This window comes from Mycobacterium sp. (genome assembly GCF_036273375.1).
Classification (GTDB): Bacteria; Actinomycetota; Actinomycetes; order Mycobacteriales; family Mycobacteriaceae; genus Mycobacterium.
Genome location: NZ_DASUHS010000014.1, coordinates 1 through 16565, shown reverse-complemented (window position 1 = coordinate 16565; position 16565 = coordinate 1). Strand labels below are relative to the sequence as shown.

16 protein-coding genes and 1 pseudogene are annotated in these 16565 nt (G+C 69.9%); 7 read left to right on the top strand and 10 right to left on the bottom strand.

All coding sequences use genetic code 11. The annotated features are described in order from the left end of the window. A partial coding sequence (locus tag VFW69_RS01730) for an SAM-dependent methyltransferase (protein ID WP_526497529.1) occupies nt 1-620 on the bottom strand: 620 nt, incomplete at its 3' end. A 221-nt stretch (nt 621-841) separates the two neighbouring features. Between VFW69_RS01730 and VFW69_RS01725 the strand changes: the two are divergent. Further along, nucleotides 842-952 (top strand): annotated as a pseudogene (locus VFW69_RS01725) (hypothetical protein); the annotation flags it as partial. A gap of 4 nt (nt 953-956) precedes the next feature. On the opposite strand, the gene ctpC reads toward VFW69_RS01725, so the two are convergent. From ctpC to VFW69_RS01705, 4 genes are all read right to left on the bottom strand, one after another. Beyond that, nucleotides 957-3197, bottom strand: a complete 2241-nt coding sequence (ctpC, locus tag VFW69_RS01720; RefSeq protein WP_526497527.1) for a manganese-exporting P-type ATPase CtpC — start codon at nt 3195-3197, stop codon at nt 957-959. Nucleotides 3198-3206: 9 nt separating this feature from the next. Further along, nucleotides 3207-3488, bottom strand: coding sequence for a DUF1490 family protein (locus VFW69_RS01715; protein ID WP_526497525.1), 282 nt, complete (start codon nt 3486-3488; stop codon nt 3207-3209). Between the two features lie 120 nt (nt 3489-3608). Then, nucleotides 3609-4325, bottom strand: coding sequence for a TIGR03089 family protein (locus VFW69_RS01710; protein ID WP_526497523.1), 717 nt, complete (start codon nt 4323-4325; stop codon nt 3609-3611). Nucleotides 4326-4331: 6 nt separating this feature from the next. After that, a complete protein-coding gene (locus VFW69_RS01705; RefSeq protein ID WP_526497521.1) occupies nt 4332-5804 on the bottom strand; it encodes an LCP family protein in 1473 nt (490 codons plus the stop codon). A 98-nt stretch (nt 5805-5902) separates the two neighbouring features. On the opposite strand from VFW69_RS01705, the gene rfbD reads away from it, so the two are divergent. From rfbD to manB, 3 genes are read left to right on the top strand one after another with little or no spacing between them, the layout of a single operon-like run. Further along, entirely contained in the window at nt 5903-6817 is a 915-nt protein-coding gene (gene rfbD, locus VFW69_RS01700) for a dTDP-4-dehydrorhamnose reductase (RefSeq protein ID WP_526497519.1), read from the top strand. Further along, nucleotides 6810-7700 carry a glycosyltransferase family 2 protein gene (locus VFW69_RS01695; protein WP_526497517.1) on the top strand — a complete coding sequence of 297 codons (891 nt, stop codon included), beginning with the start codon at nt 6810-6812 and terminating at the stop codon, nt 7698-7700. Before rfbD ends, VFW69_RS01695 begins: the two co-directional genes overlap by 8 nt. A 1-nt stretch (nt 7701) precedes the next feature. Then, nucleotides 7702-8778, top strand: coding sequence for a mannose-1-phosphate guanylyltransferase ManB (manB, locus tag VFW69_RS01690; RefSeq protein WP_526497515.1), 1077 nt, complete (start codon nt 7702-7704; stop codon nt 8776-8778). 88 nt (nt 8779-8866) lie between these two features. Here the strand turns inward: manB and VFW69_RS01685 are convergent, their stop codons facing one another. From VFW69_RS01685 to cofD, 4 genes are read right to left on the bottom strand one after another with little or no spacing between them, the layout of a single operon-like run. Beyond that, entirely contained in the window at nt 8867-9406 is a 540-nt protein-coding gene (locus tag VFW69_RS01685; RefSeq protein WP_526497513.1) for an NUDIX hydrolase, read from the bottom strand. Continuing rightward, nucleotides 9403-10977, bottom strand: a complete 1575-nt coding sequence (locus VFW69_RS01680) for an Eco57I restriction-modification methylase domain-containing protein (RefSeq protein ID WP_526497511.1) — start codon at nt 10975-10977, stop codon at nt 9403-9405. The genes VFW69_RS01685 and VFW69_RS01680 overlap by 4 nt, the downstream gene beginning before the upstream one ends. 10 nt (nt 10978-10987) lie before the next feature. Further along, entirely contained in the window at nt 10988-12340 is a 1353-nt protein-coding gene (locus VFW69_RS01675) for a coenzyme F420-0:L-glutamate ligase (protein ID WP_526497509.1), read from the bottom strand. After that, nucleotides 12337-13350: a 2-phospho-L-lactate transferase gene (cofD, locus tag VFW69_RS01670; RefSeq protein WP_526497507.1), complete on the bottom strand. Its 1014-nt coding sequence runs from the start codon at nt 13348-13350 to the stop codon at nt 12337-12339. The genes VFW69_RS01675 and cofD overlap by 4 nt, the downstream gene beginning before the upstream one ends. Before the next feature lie 390 nt (nt 13351-13740). Between cofD and VFW69_RS01665 the strand changes: the two genes are divergently transcribed. After that, nucleotides 13741-14079 carry a WhiB family transcriptional regulator gene (locus tag VFW69_RS01665; protein ID WP_526497531.1) on the top strand — a complete coding sequence of 113 codons (339 nt, stop codon included), beginning with the start codon at nt 13741-13743 and terminating at the stop codon, nt 14077-14079. A 55-nt stretch (nt 14080-14134) separates the two neighbouring features. Here VFW69_RS01665 and VFW69_RS01660 read toward each other — a convergent pair whose 3' ends face one another. After that, nucleotides 14135-14557, bottom strand: a complete 423-nt coding sequence (locus tag VFW69_RS01660; protein WP_526497505.1) for a metallopeptidase family protein — start codon at nt 14555-14557, stop codon at nt 14135-14137. Between the two features lie 188 nt (nt 14558-14745). On the opposite strand from VFW69_RS01660, the gene VFW69_RS01655 reads away from it, so the two are divergent. Next, nucleotides 14746-15186: a DUF3499 family protein gene (locus tag VFW69_RS01655; RefSeq protein ID WP_526497503.1), complete on the top strand. Its 441-nt coding sequence runs from the start codon at nt 14746-14748 to the stop codon at nt 15184-15186. A gap of 223 nt (nt 15187-15409) precedes the next feature. Further along, a partial coding sequence (locus VFW69_RS01650) for a phosphomannomutase/phosphoglucomutase (protein WP_526497501.1) occupies nt 15410-16565 on the top strand: 1156 nt, incomplete at its 3' end.

Below are 16565 nucleotides of genomic sequence, written 5' to 3'. Positions count from 1 at the left end.
TCGGCGCTGAGCGCGGCGATGTTGTCCAGCAATCGATCCTGAGCCTCGCCCGGCAGGAACCCGAGCAGGCCCTCGGCGGCCCACGCCGCGGGGCGGCCGATGTCGAATCCGGCCTGTCGCAGCGCCGACGGCCAGTCGTGGCGCAGGTCGATCGCAACGTTGCGCACCGCGGCGGTGGGCTTGGCGTCGAGCCCGGCGATGGTGGCGGCCTTGAACTCCAAAACCTGCGGCTGGTCGATCTCGAACACCGTGGTGCCCGGCGCCCACGGCAGCCGGTAGGCGCGCGCGTCCAGGCCGGAGGCCAGGATGACCACCTGGCCGATGCCCGCGGCGCCCGCCTCGGCGAAGAACGCGTCGATGTACCGGGTGCGGGCGGCCAGGATGTCGGTCATGCGTTGCATGCCCCATGCGGCGTCCGGCTCATCGACATCGGCGGAGGCGAGGTCGCCGGCGGCCCACCGGGTCATGAAGTCGACACCGACCGCGCGCACCAGCGGCTCGGCGAACCGATCGTCGATCAGCCCGTCCAGGGTGGCCCGGGCTCGCCCGGCGGCCACCATCGTGGCGGTCGCGCCCACACTGGTCGCCAGGTCCCAGGTGTCATCGTCGCTGCGCGCCATTGAGGAAATCCCTTCCGATCTACTGGTTAGCCACCATAACTACCAGCGCCGGGCGCCCAGGCGCGAGGTGCGACACAGATCGATTACGGCCGGGCGTTGCGGCGGCAAGGCCCGCCGCGGCGCGGGCTAGCCTCGCGGCGATGACCACTTCGGTTGGCATCGAGCAAGAGTGCAGGAGCATCGCGGCGCACGACGTCGACTGGCGCCGCGGCGCCGAGTGGGCGCTGTGGTCCGGCGCGTGGTGGATCGACCCGGCCGTCGGGCTGGCCATCGCCGGCGCCGCGGTCTGGCAGGGCGTGCGCGCCTGGCGCGGCGAGGATTGCGGCTACTGAATCCTCAGCCGGCGCGCTCGCCGTTCGTCGAGCCGCGCGGGGTGTCCAACCGGTAGCGAATCAACCGAGAGCTGTTGGCCACCACCGCAACCGACGACGCGTTGTGCAGGATCGCGGCCAGCACAGGGGACAGCGCGCCGCCCGCGCCGATGATCAGCCCCGCGGCGTTGACGGCGATGGACATGCCGTAGTTCTCCCGGATCACGTCGACGGCGCGGGCGCCTAGGTCGCGCACGTCGAGCAGGCGATGCAGGTCGTCGTTGGCCAGCGCCACGTCGGCGGTCTCGACGGCGACGTCGGTTCCGGCCAGCCCCATCGCGATCCCGATGTCGGCGGCGGCCAGCGCGGGGGCGTCGTTGATGCCGTCGCCGACCATGCCGACGGTGTAGCCCCCGTCCTGAAGGTCGCGCACCGCCGCGAGCTTGTCCTCCGGCATCACCTCGGCGCGCCACTCGTCGATCCCGAGCTCGGCGGCCACCACCTCAGCGATGTCCGGGTGATCGCCGGTGAGCATGACGATCCTGCGAATGCCGTTGGCGCGCAAATTCTTCAGAACGCCCGAGGCCTCGGGGCGCACCTCGTCGCGCAGGCTGATCAATCCCACCAGTTTGCCGTCGACCGCGAGCAGCAGCGGGGTCTCGGCCTGGCGGCGCAGCCGGTCCACCCACTCCGACGCCTTCTTGGACACCCGCACCTTTTCGGCGCGCAGCAGTCCGGGGCTGCCCAGCAGCAGGGTCCGGCCGTCGGCCCAGGTCCGCATGCCCAGGCCCACCAGAACCTCGCACTCCTCGTGCGGCGGGATGGTGATGTGGCGTTCCTCGGTGGACCGGATCACCGCCTCGGCCAACGGGTGCCGGGAGTGGATCTCCGAGCTGGCCGCATACGCCAGCACCTGCTCGGGTTGCCAATCTTTATGCAGCGCAATGATGTTGGTAACCACGGGGCGACCCACGGTCAGCGTGCCGGTCTTGTCGAACACGATCGCGTCCACCCGGCCGGCCTGCTCGAGGTGCGAGCCGCCCTTGATCAGGATGCCGCGGCGCGCGCCGTTGCCGATCGCCGCGCTGATCGCGGTGGGGGTGGCCAGGCCCACCGCGCACGGGCAGGCGATCAGCAGCATGGTCATCGCCCGGCGGACGTCACCGGTGACCGCCAGCGTGATGGCCGAGACGATGAACGAGGTGGGAACGAAACGGCGCGAGAAGTTTTCGCCGACGGTCTGGATCGGCGCCCGGTCGTGCTGTGCCTCCTCGACCCGGGTGATGATGCGGCCGATGGTGGTCTGGTTGCCGACGGCGCGGGCGCGCACCACCAGTCGTCCGCGCACGACCACCGAACCGGCGTGCACGTGCGCGCCGACCACCACGCTGACCGGCAGATTCTCCCCGGTGATCGCGGACTGGTTGACGATCGCCTCGCCGTCGACCACCTCGCCGTCGACCGGGATGGCGACATGGTCGTGGACCACCACCTCGTCGCCGATCTGCACGGTGTCGATCGGCACCTGAACCTCGGTGCCAGGCTCGAGGGCCCCAGAAGGGTGCGTCAGCCGGATCCAGGCCGTGTCCTGGCTGCCGCGCAGCAGTTCGGAGATGGCGCGCCGGGTCCGGCGCAAGGTCAGATCCTGAAGGTACTCACCGATATTGAGCAACCACAGCACGGTGAGCGCGACGACGTTCTCGCGCAGCACCAGGCTCGCCACGGTCGCCGCCGAGACCAGCGCGTCGGTGCCGGCCTTGCCGGAGCGCAACGAGCGCAGCGCGCCGCGCAGGAAGGGATAGCCGGTGAATACGGTGACGCCGGTGGCGAACAGCCGGCCGCTGGGTCCCAGCAGCGGCGGCCGCGCGAAGACGTAGCGGCGCACCCCGAGCAGGGCCAGCGCGGCGCCGCCGATGACCATGCGCAGGACGTCGGCGTTGCGGATTTCCGAGGAATGCGGCGCGCGGATCGGGATCAGCTCGGCGGCGACGTGCAACGCCTCACCGATGGCGGCGAGCACCGCGGTGCGGTCGCAGCGCCGTGGCGAATACCAGACGACGACCGATCCGGTGCGCGGGTAGGCGTGCACCACGCGCACGCCCTCACACTTGGCGACGGCCTCTTCGACCGCCACGGCGCGCCGCGAGTTCGCGCGCACCGGTTCGACGGCGACCCGCATGCGTCCGGCAGCATCCGAAATGATTTGCAGCGCAGGGTCTTCGGTTCGCGCCTCGTCTGCGATGTCGGGGACTAAGGCGAGGTCCATATCGCCCGATCAGTGCTCGTGGTCGTGGGTGTCGGCGATCGAGGGTGTGGGCGCCTCCTCGCCGATGCGCTCGCGGGCCTCGGCCATGACGTCGGCGAGCTTGAGGCGCGCCGACTCGGCGGCTTCCTCGGCCTTGCGGCTGCCACGCAGTCCGAGCTCGGCCCCCTTGACCGCGGTCTCGTGCAGAGGCGCCTTGGCCACGGCTTTGCGCACCACCTCGTAGGCCGTCACGCCGACCAACCCGGTGACCACCGTGCCTGCCGCCTTCGCCAGGAGCCCGTACACCGCCATTGCCGCAACCTTTCTCTCGTCTCAGCGTTCAGCTCATGCTCGCACGACGTTAACATCGAAATATAGCGATATCAATATGTATTGCGGAGCGACTCGTGCCCGGGCAAGGGTCGCAGGGCTTTACAGCACCCTGGTGACTTTTTCGGTCTCGATTCGGCGCTCTTGCCCGGCCGGGTCGGCGTTGGCCACCTGCACCAGCGAGGCGCCGACGGCCATGATCGCCAGCAGGCCGTCCACCAGTTCCGCGGGCCCAGACCATGACGCGCCGGACAGCACCCGATCGCTCGACGTCAAACCCCTTGTCGCGGCGGAGCTTTGACAATCGGCTACTACCTGGTCGACTGATCGTCCGCCCAGCGCCGGGCCCGGGCGCGGTTCGGGAACGATCTGATCGCCGTGCACCCGCACCGCGGTGGCGTAGTCCGTCACGCCGATCGGCAGGTCGGGCACCGGGCGGCCGAACGGATCCAGCGACAGCACCGCCACCTCACCGCCCGCGACCGCGTCGTCGGCTTCGTCGAGCCGCGCGGCCGTGCACAGCGCTATGTCCGACGGGCCGGTCAGCACCGCCTCGGCACCGATCCACCACACCCCGAACAGCACCGCCGCCGTCTGCCAGTGCGCGGGCAACAGGATCGCCACCCGGCTGGCCGGTCCGGCGCCCAGCTCGTCGCGCAACAGGTTGCCGGTCTTGGCGGCCCAGTTGGCCAGCGTCACACCGGACAGTTCGATGCGCTCGCCGGTGGCGTCGTCGTAGTAGGTGATGCGCGGACCGACCGGATCGGCCCGCAGCATCGGATCGAGGATGGCCCCGCTCAACGTGATCAGTTGATGCACGGGTCGTTAGTTTATGCACTCGGGCTTGTCGGAGCCGGCGGTCAGGATCGGCGACGGCGCGGGAACCCTGGGGTCGGCCGACACCGCGCCGGCGGTCGACACCCGCGCGGGCATGATCGTCTCGCTGCCGGACAGGCCCGAGCCCGGACCGCTGTAGTCGTTGGCCAGCACCACCCGGACCGCACCCGGCGCCAGCGAGGTGTCGGTGATCACCGGCAGCCCGCCCAATTCCTTGGAGACCTCCTTGGCCCCCAGGTCGTCGCTCTTAGCTGCGCGCACCTGGCTGGCCTTGACGTGTCCACCATCGTTGTTGCCCACCGTACCCGCGGCAAAGCCCTTGGCGCTCAACACGTCTGATACGGCCGACGCCAGCCCGTTGATGTCGGTGTCGTTGACGACGCTGGCGGTGGTCTTCGCGGGGGTGTACGCGATCTCCTCGGTCTTGCCCTGTTCCTGATCGTGCAGCAGGCCGCCCACCCAGTCGGCGACCTGATGCGCGTCCAGCCGCACCACGCTCTGCATGCCGTCGTCGCTCCAGCCGGCGCCGTCGAGCACCGGAATGGTGGCGAAGGCGACGTTACCGCCGGCCAGCTTCTGCATCTGCTGCACGAAATCCATGACGTCCCAACCGGCGGAGATCACCACTGAGCGTTGGACGGCGGCCTCCAGCCGCCTGACCGTGGTGGGGCTGGACAGCGTCTGGCCGGAGATGACCCGGTGGGCCAGCGAGGCCATCACCACCTGCTGGCGCACCACCCGGTCCAGGTCGCCGCGCGGCAGCTCGTGGCGCTGACGCACGAAGCTGAGCGCCTCGGGACCGTTGAGTCGTTGCGGGCCGGCCGGGAAGTCGGCACCCGAAAGTGGTTCGAACACCGGCTCCTTGAGGCAGACGTCGACGCCGCCGAGGGCGTCGGTGATCAGTGAAAAGCCGAGCAGGCCGATTTCGGCGTAGTGGTCGACGGTGACGCCGGTCAGGTCGGCGACGGTCTTGATCAGCGCCTCGCGGCCCGCCTCGGTGCCCTGCGCCGCCGCCTCGGTAGCGGAGGCGCCGGCCTTGACCAAAACGGCGCGCTTGGCCTCCCGGGTCTGGCCGTAGACGCCGTTGATCTTGGTCTTACCCAGGCCCGGGGCGGCCACGTAGGAGTCGCGCGGGATCGAGATCGCGGTGGCCGACTTCCCGTTGTTGGGGATGCGGATCAGGATGATCGTGTCGGTGTTGGTGGCTTCCTCGTCGCCGGCCTTCAGCGCGTCCAGTTCCTCTTGCGACAAGGGGTTGCCGTGGGCGTCGGTGCGGCTGTCCATGCCGACCAGCAGGATGTCGATCGCGCCGTCGTCGCCGCCCTTGCCCAGCGAGGGCGCGGACATGTGGAAGATGCCGTCTTCGAAGGACCGGACATTGCTCCACGCGATCCCGGTGCCGAGGACGACCGCGAGCGTCAGCGCGGTGGCAATCACACGAACCACACGTTGCACAGGCATCCCACTACATTACTTGCGACACAGGGGCTTCACCGGTAGCCAGCCCCCGCGCGCCCCGGCCGTCGTTCCACCTTTCCGGGCCATGCCAGACTCGAACCATGTCAGGCAGGATCGTGATCGCCGGTGCCGGTGGGCAGTTGGGCGGCTATTTGACCTCGCTGACGGCGAGTCAGGGCCGTGACGCGCTGGCGCTGACGTCGTCACAGTGGGACATCACCGATCCCACGGCGGCCGAGCGGATCGTGCGGCGCGGGGACGTGGTGATCAACTGCGCGGCCTATACCGACGTCGACGGCGCGGAAACCGACGAGGCGGGCGCATTCGCGGTCAACGAAGCCGGACCCGGGCACATCGCCCGCGCCTGCGCGCAGGCCGGCGCGCAACTGGTCCACGTCTCCACCGACTACGTGTTCAACGGGGATTTCGGCGGCGCGGTGCCGCGGCCGTACGAGCCCACCGATCAAACCGCGCCGCAGAGTGTGTATGCGCGCAGCAAGGTCGCGGGGGAGCGGGCCGTGCTCGCCGCGCTGCCGGAGCCCTCGCAAGGCATAGTCGTCCGCACCGCCTGGGTCTACACCGGCGGCACGGGCAAGGACTTCGTCGCCGTCATGCGCCGGCTGGCCGCAGGGGACGGTCCGGTCGACGTGGTCGACGACCAGACCGGGTCCCCGACCTACGTCGGCGACCTGGCCGCCGCGCTGCTGCAGATCGTCGACGATCGCACGCCCGGTCCGATCCTGCACGCCGCCAACGAGGGTGCCTGCTCGCGGTTCGATCAGGCCCGCGCCGTCTTCGAGGAGTGCGGCGCCGACCCGGAGCGGGTGCGCCCCGTCACCACCGATCACTTTCCCCGCCCCGCACCCCGGCCGGTCTACTCCGCGTTGTCGAGCGGCCAGTCCATCGCGGCGGGGATGCGGCCTTTGCGGCCTTGGCGCCCTGCGCTTGCCGCGGCGCTGGCCGCCGCCGATAGCGATGCCGAAGCCGATCGACCGTTACCCTCTACGCGTGACTGACGTCCTGCCGGTCGTGACGGTGACCTACTCGCCGGGTCCGCACCTGGAGCGCTTCCTGGCCTCGCTGTCGCTGGCCACGGAGCGAGAGGTGTGCGTGCTGCTGGCCGACAACGGCTCCACCGATGGCACTCCGGAGGAGGCGGTCGACCGCTATCCCAACGTGCGGCTGTTCCACACCGGAGCCAACCTCGGCTACGGAACCGCGGTGAATCGCGCGGTCGCACAACTGGACCCCGACGATGACTGGGTGATCGTCGCCAACCCGGACGTGCAGTGGGGCCCGGGCAGCATCGACGAGCTGCTGGACGCCGCGTCGCGCTGGTCGCGGGCCGGCGCGCTGGGCCCGCTGGTCCGCGATCCCGACGGGTCGGTGTATCCATCGGCGCGGCACCTGCCCAGCCTGATCCGCGGCGGCATGCACGCGGTCGTCGGACCGTTCTGGAAGAGCAACCCGTGGTCGGCGGCGTACCGCCAGGAGCGGCTGGAGCCCAGCGAGCGGCCGGTGGGCTGGCTGTCGGGGTCGTGCCTGCTGGTGCGGCGTTCGGCGTTCGGCCAGATCGGCGGGTTCGACGAGCGCTACTTCATGTATATGGAGGACGTCGACCTGGGCGATCGCCTCGGCAAGGCCGGCTGGCTGTCCGTCTACGTGCCGTCGGCGGAGGTGCTGCATCACAAGGGCCATTCCACCGGCTCGGACCCGGCCAGCCACCTGGCCGCGCACCACAAGAGCACGTATATGTTTCTCGCCGACCGGCATTCCGGTTGGTTGCGCGCTCCGCTGCGCTGGACGCTGCGCGCCTCGCTACGGGTGCGTTCGCGCCTGATGGTGCGCAGTGCGCTGCGCGCGTCCGGACGGCGGAAACTCCTAGAAGGGCGACACTGAGGTGGCAACTCCAGAAGTCGATGTGGTGATCCTGGTCGGCGGCAAGGGCACCCGGCTGCGGCCGCTGACGCTGTCGGCGCCCAAGCCGATGCTGCCCACCGCGGGGCTGCCGTTCCTCACGCATCTGCTGTCGCGGGTCGCCGCGGCCGGCATCGACCATGTCATCCTGAGCACGTCGTATCAGGCCGCGGTGTTCGAGGCCGAGTTGGGTGACGGCTCGAAGCTGGGTTTGCAGATCAAGTACGTCACCGAGGAGCGGCCCCTGGGCACCGGCGGCGGCATCGCCAACGTCGCCGGCCATCTGCGGCATGACACCGCGATGGTGTTCAACGGCGACGTGCTTTCCGGAGCCGACCTGGGCCAGATGCTCGACTTCCACTCGGCGCAGGAATCCGACGTCACGCTGCACCTGGTCCGGGTGGGCGACCCGCGGGCGTTCGGCTGCGTGACCACCGAGGAGGGTCGCGTCACCGGCTTCCTGGAGAAGACCCAGGACCCGCCGACCGACCAGATCAACGCCGGTTGCTACGTCTTCTCGCGCCAGATGATCGACCGGATTCCGCGCGGCCGGGAGGTCTCGGTGGAACGTGAGGTGTTCCCCGCGCTGCTCTCCGATCCCGACGTCAAGGTGTGCGGCTACGTCGACGCCAGCTACTGGCGGGACATGGGCACCCCGGAGGACTTCGTCCGTGGCTCAGCGGATCTGGTGCGCGGCATCGCCCCGTCGCCCGCGCTGCACGGCCACCGCGGCGAGCAGTTGGTGCACGACGGTGCGGCGGTGTCGCCGGGCGCGGTGCTGGTCGGCGGCACGGTCGTCGGGCGGGGCGCCGAGATCGGCCCCGGCGTCCGGCTGGACGGCGCGGTGATCTTCGACGGCGTCAAGGTCGAGGCCGGCAGCGTGATCGAGCGGTCGATCATCGGCTTCGGCGCGCGCATCGGCCCGCGGGCTTTGATCCGCGACGGCGTGATCGGCGACGGCGCCGACATCGGGGCGCGCTGCGAGTTGTTGCGCGGCGCCCGGGTGTGGCCCGGTGTGTCGATTCCCGACGGCGGGATCCGCTACTCGTCCGACGTCTAAGGCGCGCTTAGGCCGAGCCCCTTTGCGCCGAGTGTGAAGCTGGCCGCACGCTCGAGGACGAACATGCAGCTAGCTTCACACTCGGCGGCTAACGGGTTCGCATCGTCTGGGCGACCAGATAGGCCAACGCGTAATCCGTCCCGGCCGGCAGCGCGTCGGCGGGCCACCACCGCAAGTCCTCCGACTCGTCGCTGATCGCGATCTGCGCGCCGGCCGGCGCGTGCGCGACGAACTGTAGATCCAGATGGCGGGTCGGCACGCCCAGTGAGCAGGTCACCGGGTGCACGTGCACCGCGGCCAGTCGGGGTTCGATGCGTAGCCCGTCGATCCCGGACTCCTCGGTGGCCTCGCGCAGCGCCGCGGCGAGGACGTCGGTGTCGTCATCGTCGCAATGGCCGCCCAATTGCACCCACCGGCCTACGCGGGGATGCAGGGTCAGCAGCACCTGGCCGCCGGCGTGGTCGAACACCAGCGCCGACGCGGTCACGTGGCCGGGCACGCACTCGCGCCGGCACGCATCGCTGCGGGCGTGCACGAACGCCAACACGGCGTGGCGCAACGAATCCTGGGCCGGGTCGGGTGGCTCCCAATTCGACAGCATCGCGATCGCCGACTCCCGAAGGCTCATCGTGACCCCCGCCGTTTCCGCCGATCCCGCAACGACGCCCACGCCGCACGGCAGTCCGCCACCGCCCCGGCCGGCAGTCCCAGGCCGTCGATCAGCACGCGGCGGTCGACGACGTCGAGCGCCTTCTCGACCTCGTTGGCCTTCAACAGCAGGTCCACATCGCAGGCGAGTTCGGCATCGGCGTACGCCGGTGGGGGAATGGGCAGCTGTTCGGCTTCGCGGGGCTCCAGCTCTAGAACGCCCCCGCCGTAACTGCGGCCCATGATCTCGGCGAAGGCGAACGTGACGCTGTTATGGAACACCGCGGCGAGCGCGGACGGCTCGATGTCGGCGTTAAGGCGCACCCGGTGCACGGTGTCGGTGCTCGTGGCCGCGGCGGCGTTGACGGTCAGCCGCGGCGCCCGGTGGATCTGGCGCAGCAGGAACAGGTCGGGCGCCCACAACGACGGGGTGGCCCACCACGGCTTGCGGATCGAGCACTTGTAGCCGCGGTGCACCCCGGCGGCTTCACCCGCGCGGATGTGGGCTCTCAACGCGGGGTCGGCGGGTTCGCGCGGGGCGTTGAGCAGCCAGCTGCGCTGACCGGCGGCGAGATCGCTTGCCCGGCAATCGGTGTCGTAGATCAGCCCGGACAGCTGGGCACTGCGCGAGACGAGCGGGACGCAGTGCGACCGCAATCCCAGCTCGCCGGCCTGGGCGTCGGTGAGGGTGAAGAAGGCGTTGCGCCCGGTCACAATGCCGACGTCGACCTCGGCGACCGATCCGAGCCGGGTCAGGGTGCCCGAACCTTTGAGCTCACGCAGCAGCCGGATCGCGGCTGGGTCCAGAAAGTACTTGGTCCACTTCTCGTTCTCGTGCAGCAGCGCGGGTGCCGATCGCACATCCAGGTCGGCGCCGGCCAGGGCGTCGGCGTCCTCGAGGTGGACGGTGCGGATGCGGGCCGGACCGGTGCCGGCGACACCGCAGAACAACACGACCTCCTGCAGGATGCCGTCGAACACCAGGCGCTCGAAGGTCACCAGGGTGATGTCGCGGAAGCGGGTCAGCAGAAAGTCGCGCAACTGTGCGGCGTAGGTGACCTGGAGCAGCTCGGCCGGAAGCACCAGTCCCACCCGTCCGCCGTCGCGCACCAGCATGGTGCTCGCCACCACGAACGGAACCCAGGCGTTGGTCAGCCGGCTGGGACGCAGACCTGCGCGCCGCATCAGGGCCAGCGCCGGATCGCGCTGCCGCGACGGCCAGTTGCCGAACCGAATGTAGGGCGGGTTGCCGGCGACCCCGTCCCAGCCGCCGGCCTCGGCGGTGGCGAGCCAGGCGAACAGGCTCTCGGCGTCGACGGGAGCGAACCGGCGGGACTTGGCCGCCTCGTCGGCGATCAGCTCGACGCCCTGGACCTGGTCGCTGAGCCCGGCCAGCTCGCGCAGGATCGCGCCGTCGCCGCAGGAGGGCTCGACGATCTTCGGTCCCGCCGCGCGGACCCAGCCGGCCAGGAAGCGGGCCACGGGCGCGGGGGTGTAGTAGCCGCCGCGGACCTTGTCGGCCGAGGCCGCCGCCTTGCCGGCGAATTTCATGGGCTCAGTATTACTTGCGAACCAGCAGATCACCGGGGTCTGGCGGATCGCGCGGCTCGGCCGGTTGGGCGGCATAGCCGATGGCGATGGCGCCCAACGGCTCCCAATCCGCGGGAAGCCCGAGCTCGGCGCGCACCAGGTCGGCGGCGAAGATCGTAGAGCCGATCCAGCAGCTGCCCAGCCCGCGCACCGCCAGCGCGACCAGCAGGGCCTGCACGGCCGCGCCGACCGCCACGGTGAACATGGTGTGCTCGGCGTCGGTGCGGGCGGCGTCGGGATAGAAGTGGGCGCCGTCGGGCACCAGGATCGGGATGACGACTTCTGGGGCGTCGTAGAGGATCTGGCCGCGCGCCACCCGGCGGTCGATCGAGTCGGCGGGCCGGCCGTCACCGGCGAGGTCGGTGCGCCACTTGCCCTTCATGCGGTCCAGTAGCCGGGTGCGGGTGGCCGGCGTCTTTAGCCAGACGAACCGCACCGGGCGGGTGTGGTGCGGAGCCGGCGCGGTCAGCGCTTCGGCGACGGCGGCTTCCAACAGATTTGCCGGCACCGGCTCGGCGCTGAACCGGCGCACCGATCGACGTAGCAGCTGCGCCTCGCGGCGGCCCGTCTCGAGGGCCTCGGCGGTGCCGAGCCAGAACAGGTCTTCGGCGCCCGGCCGCAACAACCGCTGCGCCGTCGAGCCGTCGTCGGTCACGGACATGCCGCGCACCACCGCCACCGGCATCCCGGTCAGTTTGCCCTTGACCAGATCGGCGGCCGCGGCGATCTCGTCGGCCACCGCCACCTCGGTGACCAGTAGCTCGTTGCCGTGCTGATCGACGGCCCCCGAATAGCCATGCAGCACAGCCAGACCCGCCGCGCCCACGGCCGCGTCGGTCTGGCCGTTGCGCCACGCGCGGCCCATCGTGTCGGTGACGACCACGGCGACCTCGACACCGAGCCGCTCGCGCAGCGCGGCCCGCAGCGCCGCGGCGCTGCCGTCGGGGTCGACCGGCAGCAGCGCCAGTTCGTCGCGCCCGACGTTGGATCCGTCCACGCCCGCGGCGGCCTGCACCAGGCCGATCCGGTTCTCGGTGATCAGGGTTCGGCCCTTGCGGGCCAGCACCCGGACGGCTTCGTCGTCGACCAGCTTGCGCCTCAGTTGGTCGCGCTCCTCGGGATCCTGCGGCGCCGGCACCAGCCGGCCCTCGCATTTGGACACCGCCTTGCTGGTGACCACGACGACGTCGCTGTCACGCAGCCACGGGGCGGCCGCGGCGACGGCCGCGCCCAGATCGTCGCCGGGCCGGAATTCGGGCAGCCCGGCGACGGGCAGGATTTCGATGGCGGCGGCGGTGCCATGCTCGCCGGGCGAAGAGTTCATGAGGTCATCCCCGCCAGGTCCAGCCCGGCCCTGACCATCTCGGCCGTCGCCTTCGGGTCGGTCATCACCAGCGGCACCGAGCGCACCGCGACGCCGTCGATGTCGGCTTCGAAACCGGTCCCGTCGTCTTCGCTCACCAGCCAGCCGTCCAAGATGCCGGTGTCTCGGCGCGCGCCGTAGTGCCGGGCGACCGCCTCGGCCGTCGACTCGACCCCTATCACCGACAGGCAGGCATCGGCCATGCCGCGCAATGGCTTTCCACCGATGATCGGCGAGTAGCCGACGATCGGGGCGCGCGCGGCGCGCAGCGCGCCGCGAATGCCGGGGACGGCCAGGATGGCGCCGACGCTCACCACCGGGTTCGAGGGCGCAAGGAGGATGACGTCGGCGTCCGCGATGGCCGTCGTGGCATCAATTGTGGCGGCCGCTTTTTCGGCGCCGACGAAGGCGAAGCTGTGCGTGGGCACCTGGGCGCGGTAGCGCACCCACCACTCCTGGAAGTGAACGGCCCGCCGGCTGCCGTCGTCGGGATCGGTTATCACCACGTGTGTCTCGCACCGGTCGTCGCTGGCGGGCAGCAGCCGCGCGCCGGGTTGCCAGCGGTCGCACAGCGCGGTGGTGATCTGCGACAGGGGATAGCCGGCGTTGAGCATTTGGGTGCGCACCAGGTGGGTGCCCAGGTCACGGTCACCGAGTCCGAACCAGTCAGGCTGCACCCCGTAGCGCGCCAATTCCTCTTTGGCGTGCCAGGTTTCGTCGCGGTGCCCCCACCCTCGCTCCGGATCTACACCTCCACCTAAGGTATACATGCAGGTGTCCAAATCGGGACAGATTCGCAGTCCGTGGATCCAGGCGTCATCGCCAATGTTGACGATCGCCGTCAGCTCGTGACTGCTGGCTTCCGTGTCCGGGTGCCGTTGCGTTTGAAATTGACCGAGCCCGAACAGCTGTTGAACCCCCAGCAGGAAGCGGGCGCCGCCAACCCCACCGACCAGAACGGTGACCTTCACATTGCACGACAGTACTGCCCGGCGGCAGCGCCGTGGCGGGCCCTCCGGGGGTGCCTCAAAGTTGCGGTTCCCCACCGATTGTGGGCAACTTCTGGGAAAGTTGAGGGCCGTGTGATCGACACGCCGAAGGCCCAAAACAACAGAAACGCCGAAATTCGATCACGAGATGGTATGGAAATGCGCCGAAGTGCTTGACCCGGCAGGTCAACCCGTGTCTAATCACAACAGTGTCATTTCCCGGTTGGCCGGCCGACTCCGGTGTCGCAGACCGAGATTCGATCACTTGTTCGAATTGTCTGTACATCAGAACAGTGGGAAACCAATCACACTCTCTCAAATCAAGCTGAGGAGGCGGACGACCGTATGTCTTACGACACTTTTCGAAGCGCCATGGCGAGCACGCCGCACACCGACATCGACCCGGCACTGGACCGCCCCGCTCGGCCGCATTTGACCGTGGTTCCCGATGCGCCAATCGGATTCGAGCCCGAGCCCATGCCGGAGCCGGCCGCCGACCAATGGCAGGACCGGGCGCTGTGCGCCCAGACCGACCCCGAGGCCTTCTTCCCGGAAAAGGGTGGCTCCACCCGCGAGGCGAAGAAGATCTGCCTGGGTTGCGAGGTGCGTCATGAGTGCCTCGAGTACGCCCTCGAGCACGACGAGCGCTTTGGTATCTGGGGCGGTTTGTCCGAACGCGAGCGCCGCCGCCTCAAGCGCGGCATAATCTGACGCACGCTGATCGCAACGCGCGCTGAGCGTTCGACGCTCGATGCGCAAGGTGAAGCTATTCGTCGTCGATCGTCGGATCGATGACAGACGGCTCGACGTCGAGGTAGATCGCGACCTGGGCCACCAGGATTTCGTGTAGCAGGTCGCCGAGCTCGACGGTGTCCTTGGCCCGTCGCTCGATTGGCTTGCGGAACAACACAATTCGCGCCCGCGTGGAGTTGCCGCGGATGTCGACGCCGGCCGGGATCAACCGCGCCAGCGGGATAGGCCCATCGGCGATCACCTCGGGTGGCCACTGCACACTCTCGGGATCCTTGGCCGAGATGCGCGGAATCTCGTCCACGGCCACGTCGAGTTCGGCCAGCCGGTCCCGCCAGCTCCGCTCGATGGGTTCGTAGGCCTCCAGCACCGCCATGTCGAACCGCTCGGCGCGGCTGCGCCACCCCGGCACGGTCGGCGGCAACAAGGGGCCGCGCATATCGCGGCCCCTGCGGAAGAGTCGCTGGGTCCCGGTTCGGCGCGGAGCCGATCCGTCAGGAAACCGACCTTTTCGCGGGGAGCTGCGCGAATCACCCACGCGCCGATGGTAACGGTTGCACATCGAGGGTCTAGGAGTTGCGCGTGTCCGGCGCTTCGGCGGCGTTTGCGCACGATAGCCTTTCGATCGTGAACGTTCCCCGTCGCTGTTGCCGGCCCGGGTGCCCGCACTACGCCGTGGCGACCCTGACGTTCGTCTATTCGGATTCGACGGCAGTCGTCGGTCCGTTGGCGACGGCGCGGGAACCGCATTCCTGGGATTTGTGCGTCAACCATGCCGGCCGGATCACCGCGCCCCGCGGGTGGGAGCTGGTGCGCCATGCCGGCCCTCTGCCCACCCATCCCGACGAGGACGACCTGGTCGCCCTGGCCGACGCGGTGCGCGAGGGCGGCGATCGCGGCGTGCCGTACGCCGGCGCAGCGACGCCGGTCAACGGCTTCGCCGACGCGCACATCCATCACGGCGGATCCCAAGCCACCGCGCCCAGTAGCAGCCTGCTCGCACCACCCGAACACCGCGCCGGACGGCGCCGCGGACATCTGCGCGTGTTGCCCGATCCCAGCGACTAGTGCCGAATGGTGGCGACCCCCTGCGCCCGGCTCCGCCGCCCTTGCGATCGCCACGGGTGCCGAATGGTGGCGACCCGCTGCGTCCGGCTCCGCCGCCCTTGCGATCGCCACGGGTGCCGCGCCTTGACCGGCCGGACGCGAAATCCTCACGCACCGCGGCGGCTCCAGTTCTCCGTGGCCCGATAGGCTGACGGCCAAGAGTTCACGTCGTCAGGAGTCCCGCATGTCTCGGCCCGCCGCGACTGTCCACCGTGTCGTCAAGGCTTACGACGTGCGTGGGCTGGTCGGCGAAGAGCTCGACCAGCCGCTGGTCACCGAGCTCGGCGCAGCCTTCGCCAGACTCATGCGCGGCGAGGGTGCCCGCCAGGCCGTGATTGGCCACGACATGCGGGACAGTTCGCCCACACTGGCCGCCGCGTTCGCCGCCGGGGTGACCAGCCAGGGGCTGGACGTGGTGCGGATCGGCTTGGCGTCCACCGACCAGCTGTACTTCGCCTCCGGACTGCTGGACTGCCCCGGCGCCATGTTCACCGCGAGCCACAATCCCGCGGCCTACAACGGCATCAAGCTGTGCCGGGCGGGGGCCAAACCGGTCGGCGCCGAGACCGGGCTACGCCTCGTCGCCGATGACGTGATTGCCGGCGTCGACGCCTACGACGGGGAACCCGGAAAGGTGAGCGATCGCGACGTGCTGGCCGACTACGGACAGTTCCTGCGGTCGCTGGTTGACACCTCCAGGCTACGGCCGCTGCGGGTGGCGGTGGACGCCGGCAACGGCATGGCCGGTCTGACGACGCCCGCCGTGCTCGGCCCGATCGGCTCGATCACGTTGGAGCCCTTGTACTTCGAGCTCGACGGCTCGTTTCCCAATCACGAGGCCAACCCGCTCGAACCCGCCAACCTGGCAGACCTGCGGGCTTTCGTGCGCGAGACCGGTGCCGACATCGGGCTGGCCTTCGACGGCGACGCCGATCGCTGCTTCGTGGTCGACGAACGCGGCAACCCAGTGTCGCCGTCGACGGTGACCAGCCTGGTGGCCGCCCGCGAGTTGAGCCGGGAGATCGGCGCGACGATCATCCACAACGTGATCACCTCGCGCGCGGTGCCCGAACTTGTCGCCGAGCGCGGCGGCACACCGCTGCGGTCCCGGGTGGGGCACTCCTATATCAAGGCGCTGATGGCCGACACCGGCGCGATCTTCGGCGGCGAACATTCCGCTCACTACTATTTCCGGGACTTCTGGGGCGCCGACTCCGGGATGCTCGCGGCGCTGTACGTGCTGGCCGCCCTCGGTGAGCAACAAGGGGCCCCAGGGCCCCCAAGACCATTGTCGGAGTTGACCGCCGACTACCAGCGCTACGAATCTTCCGGTGAGATCA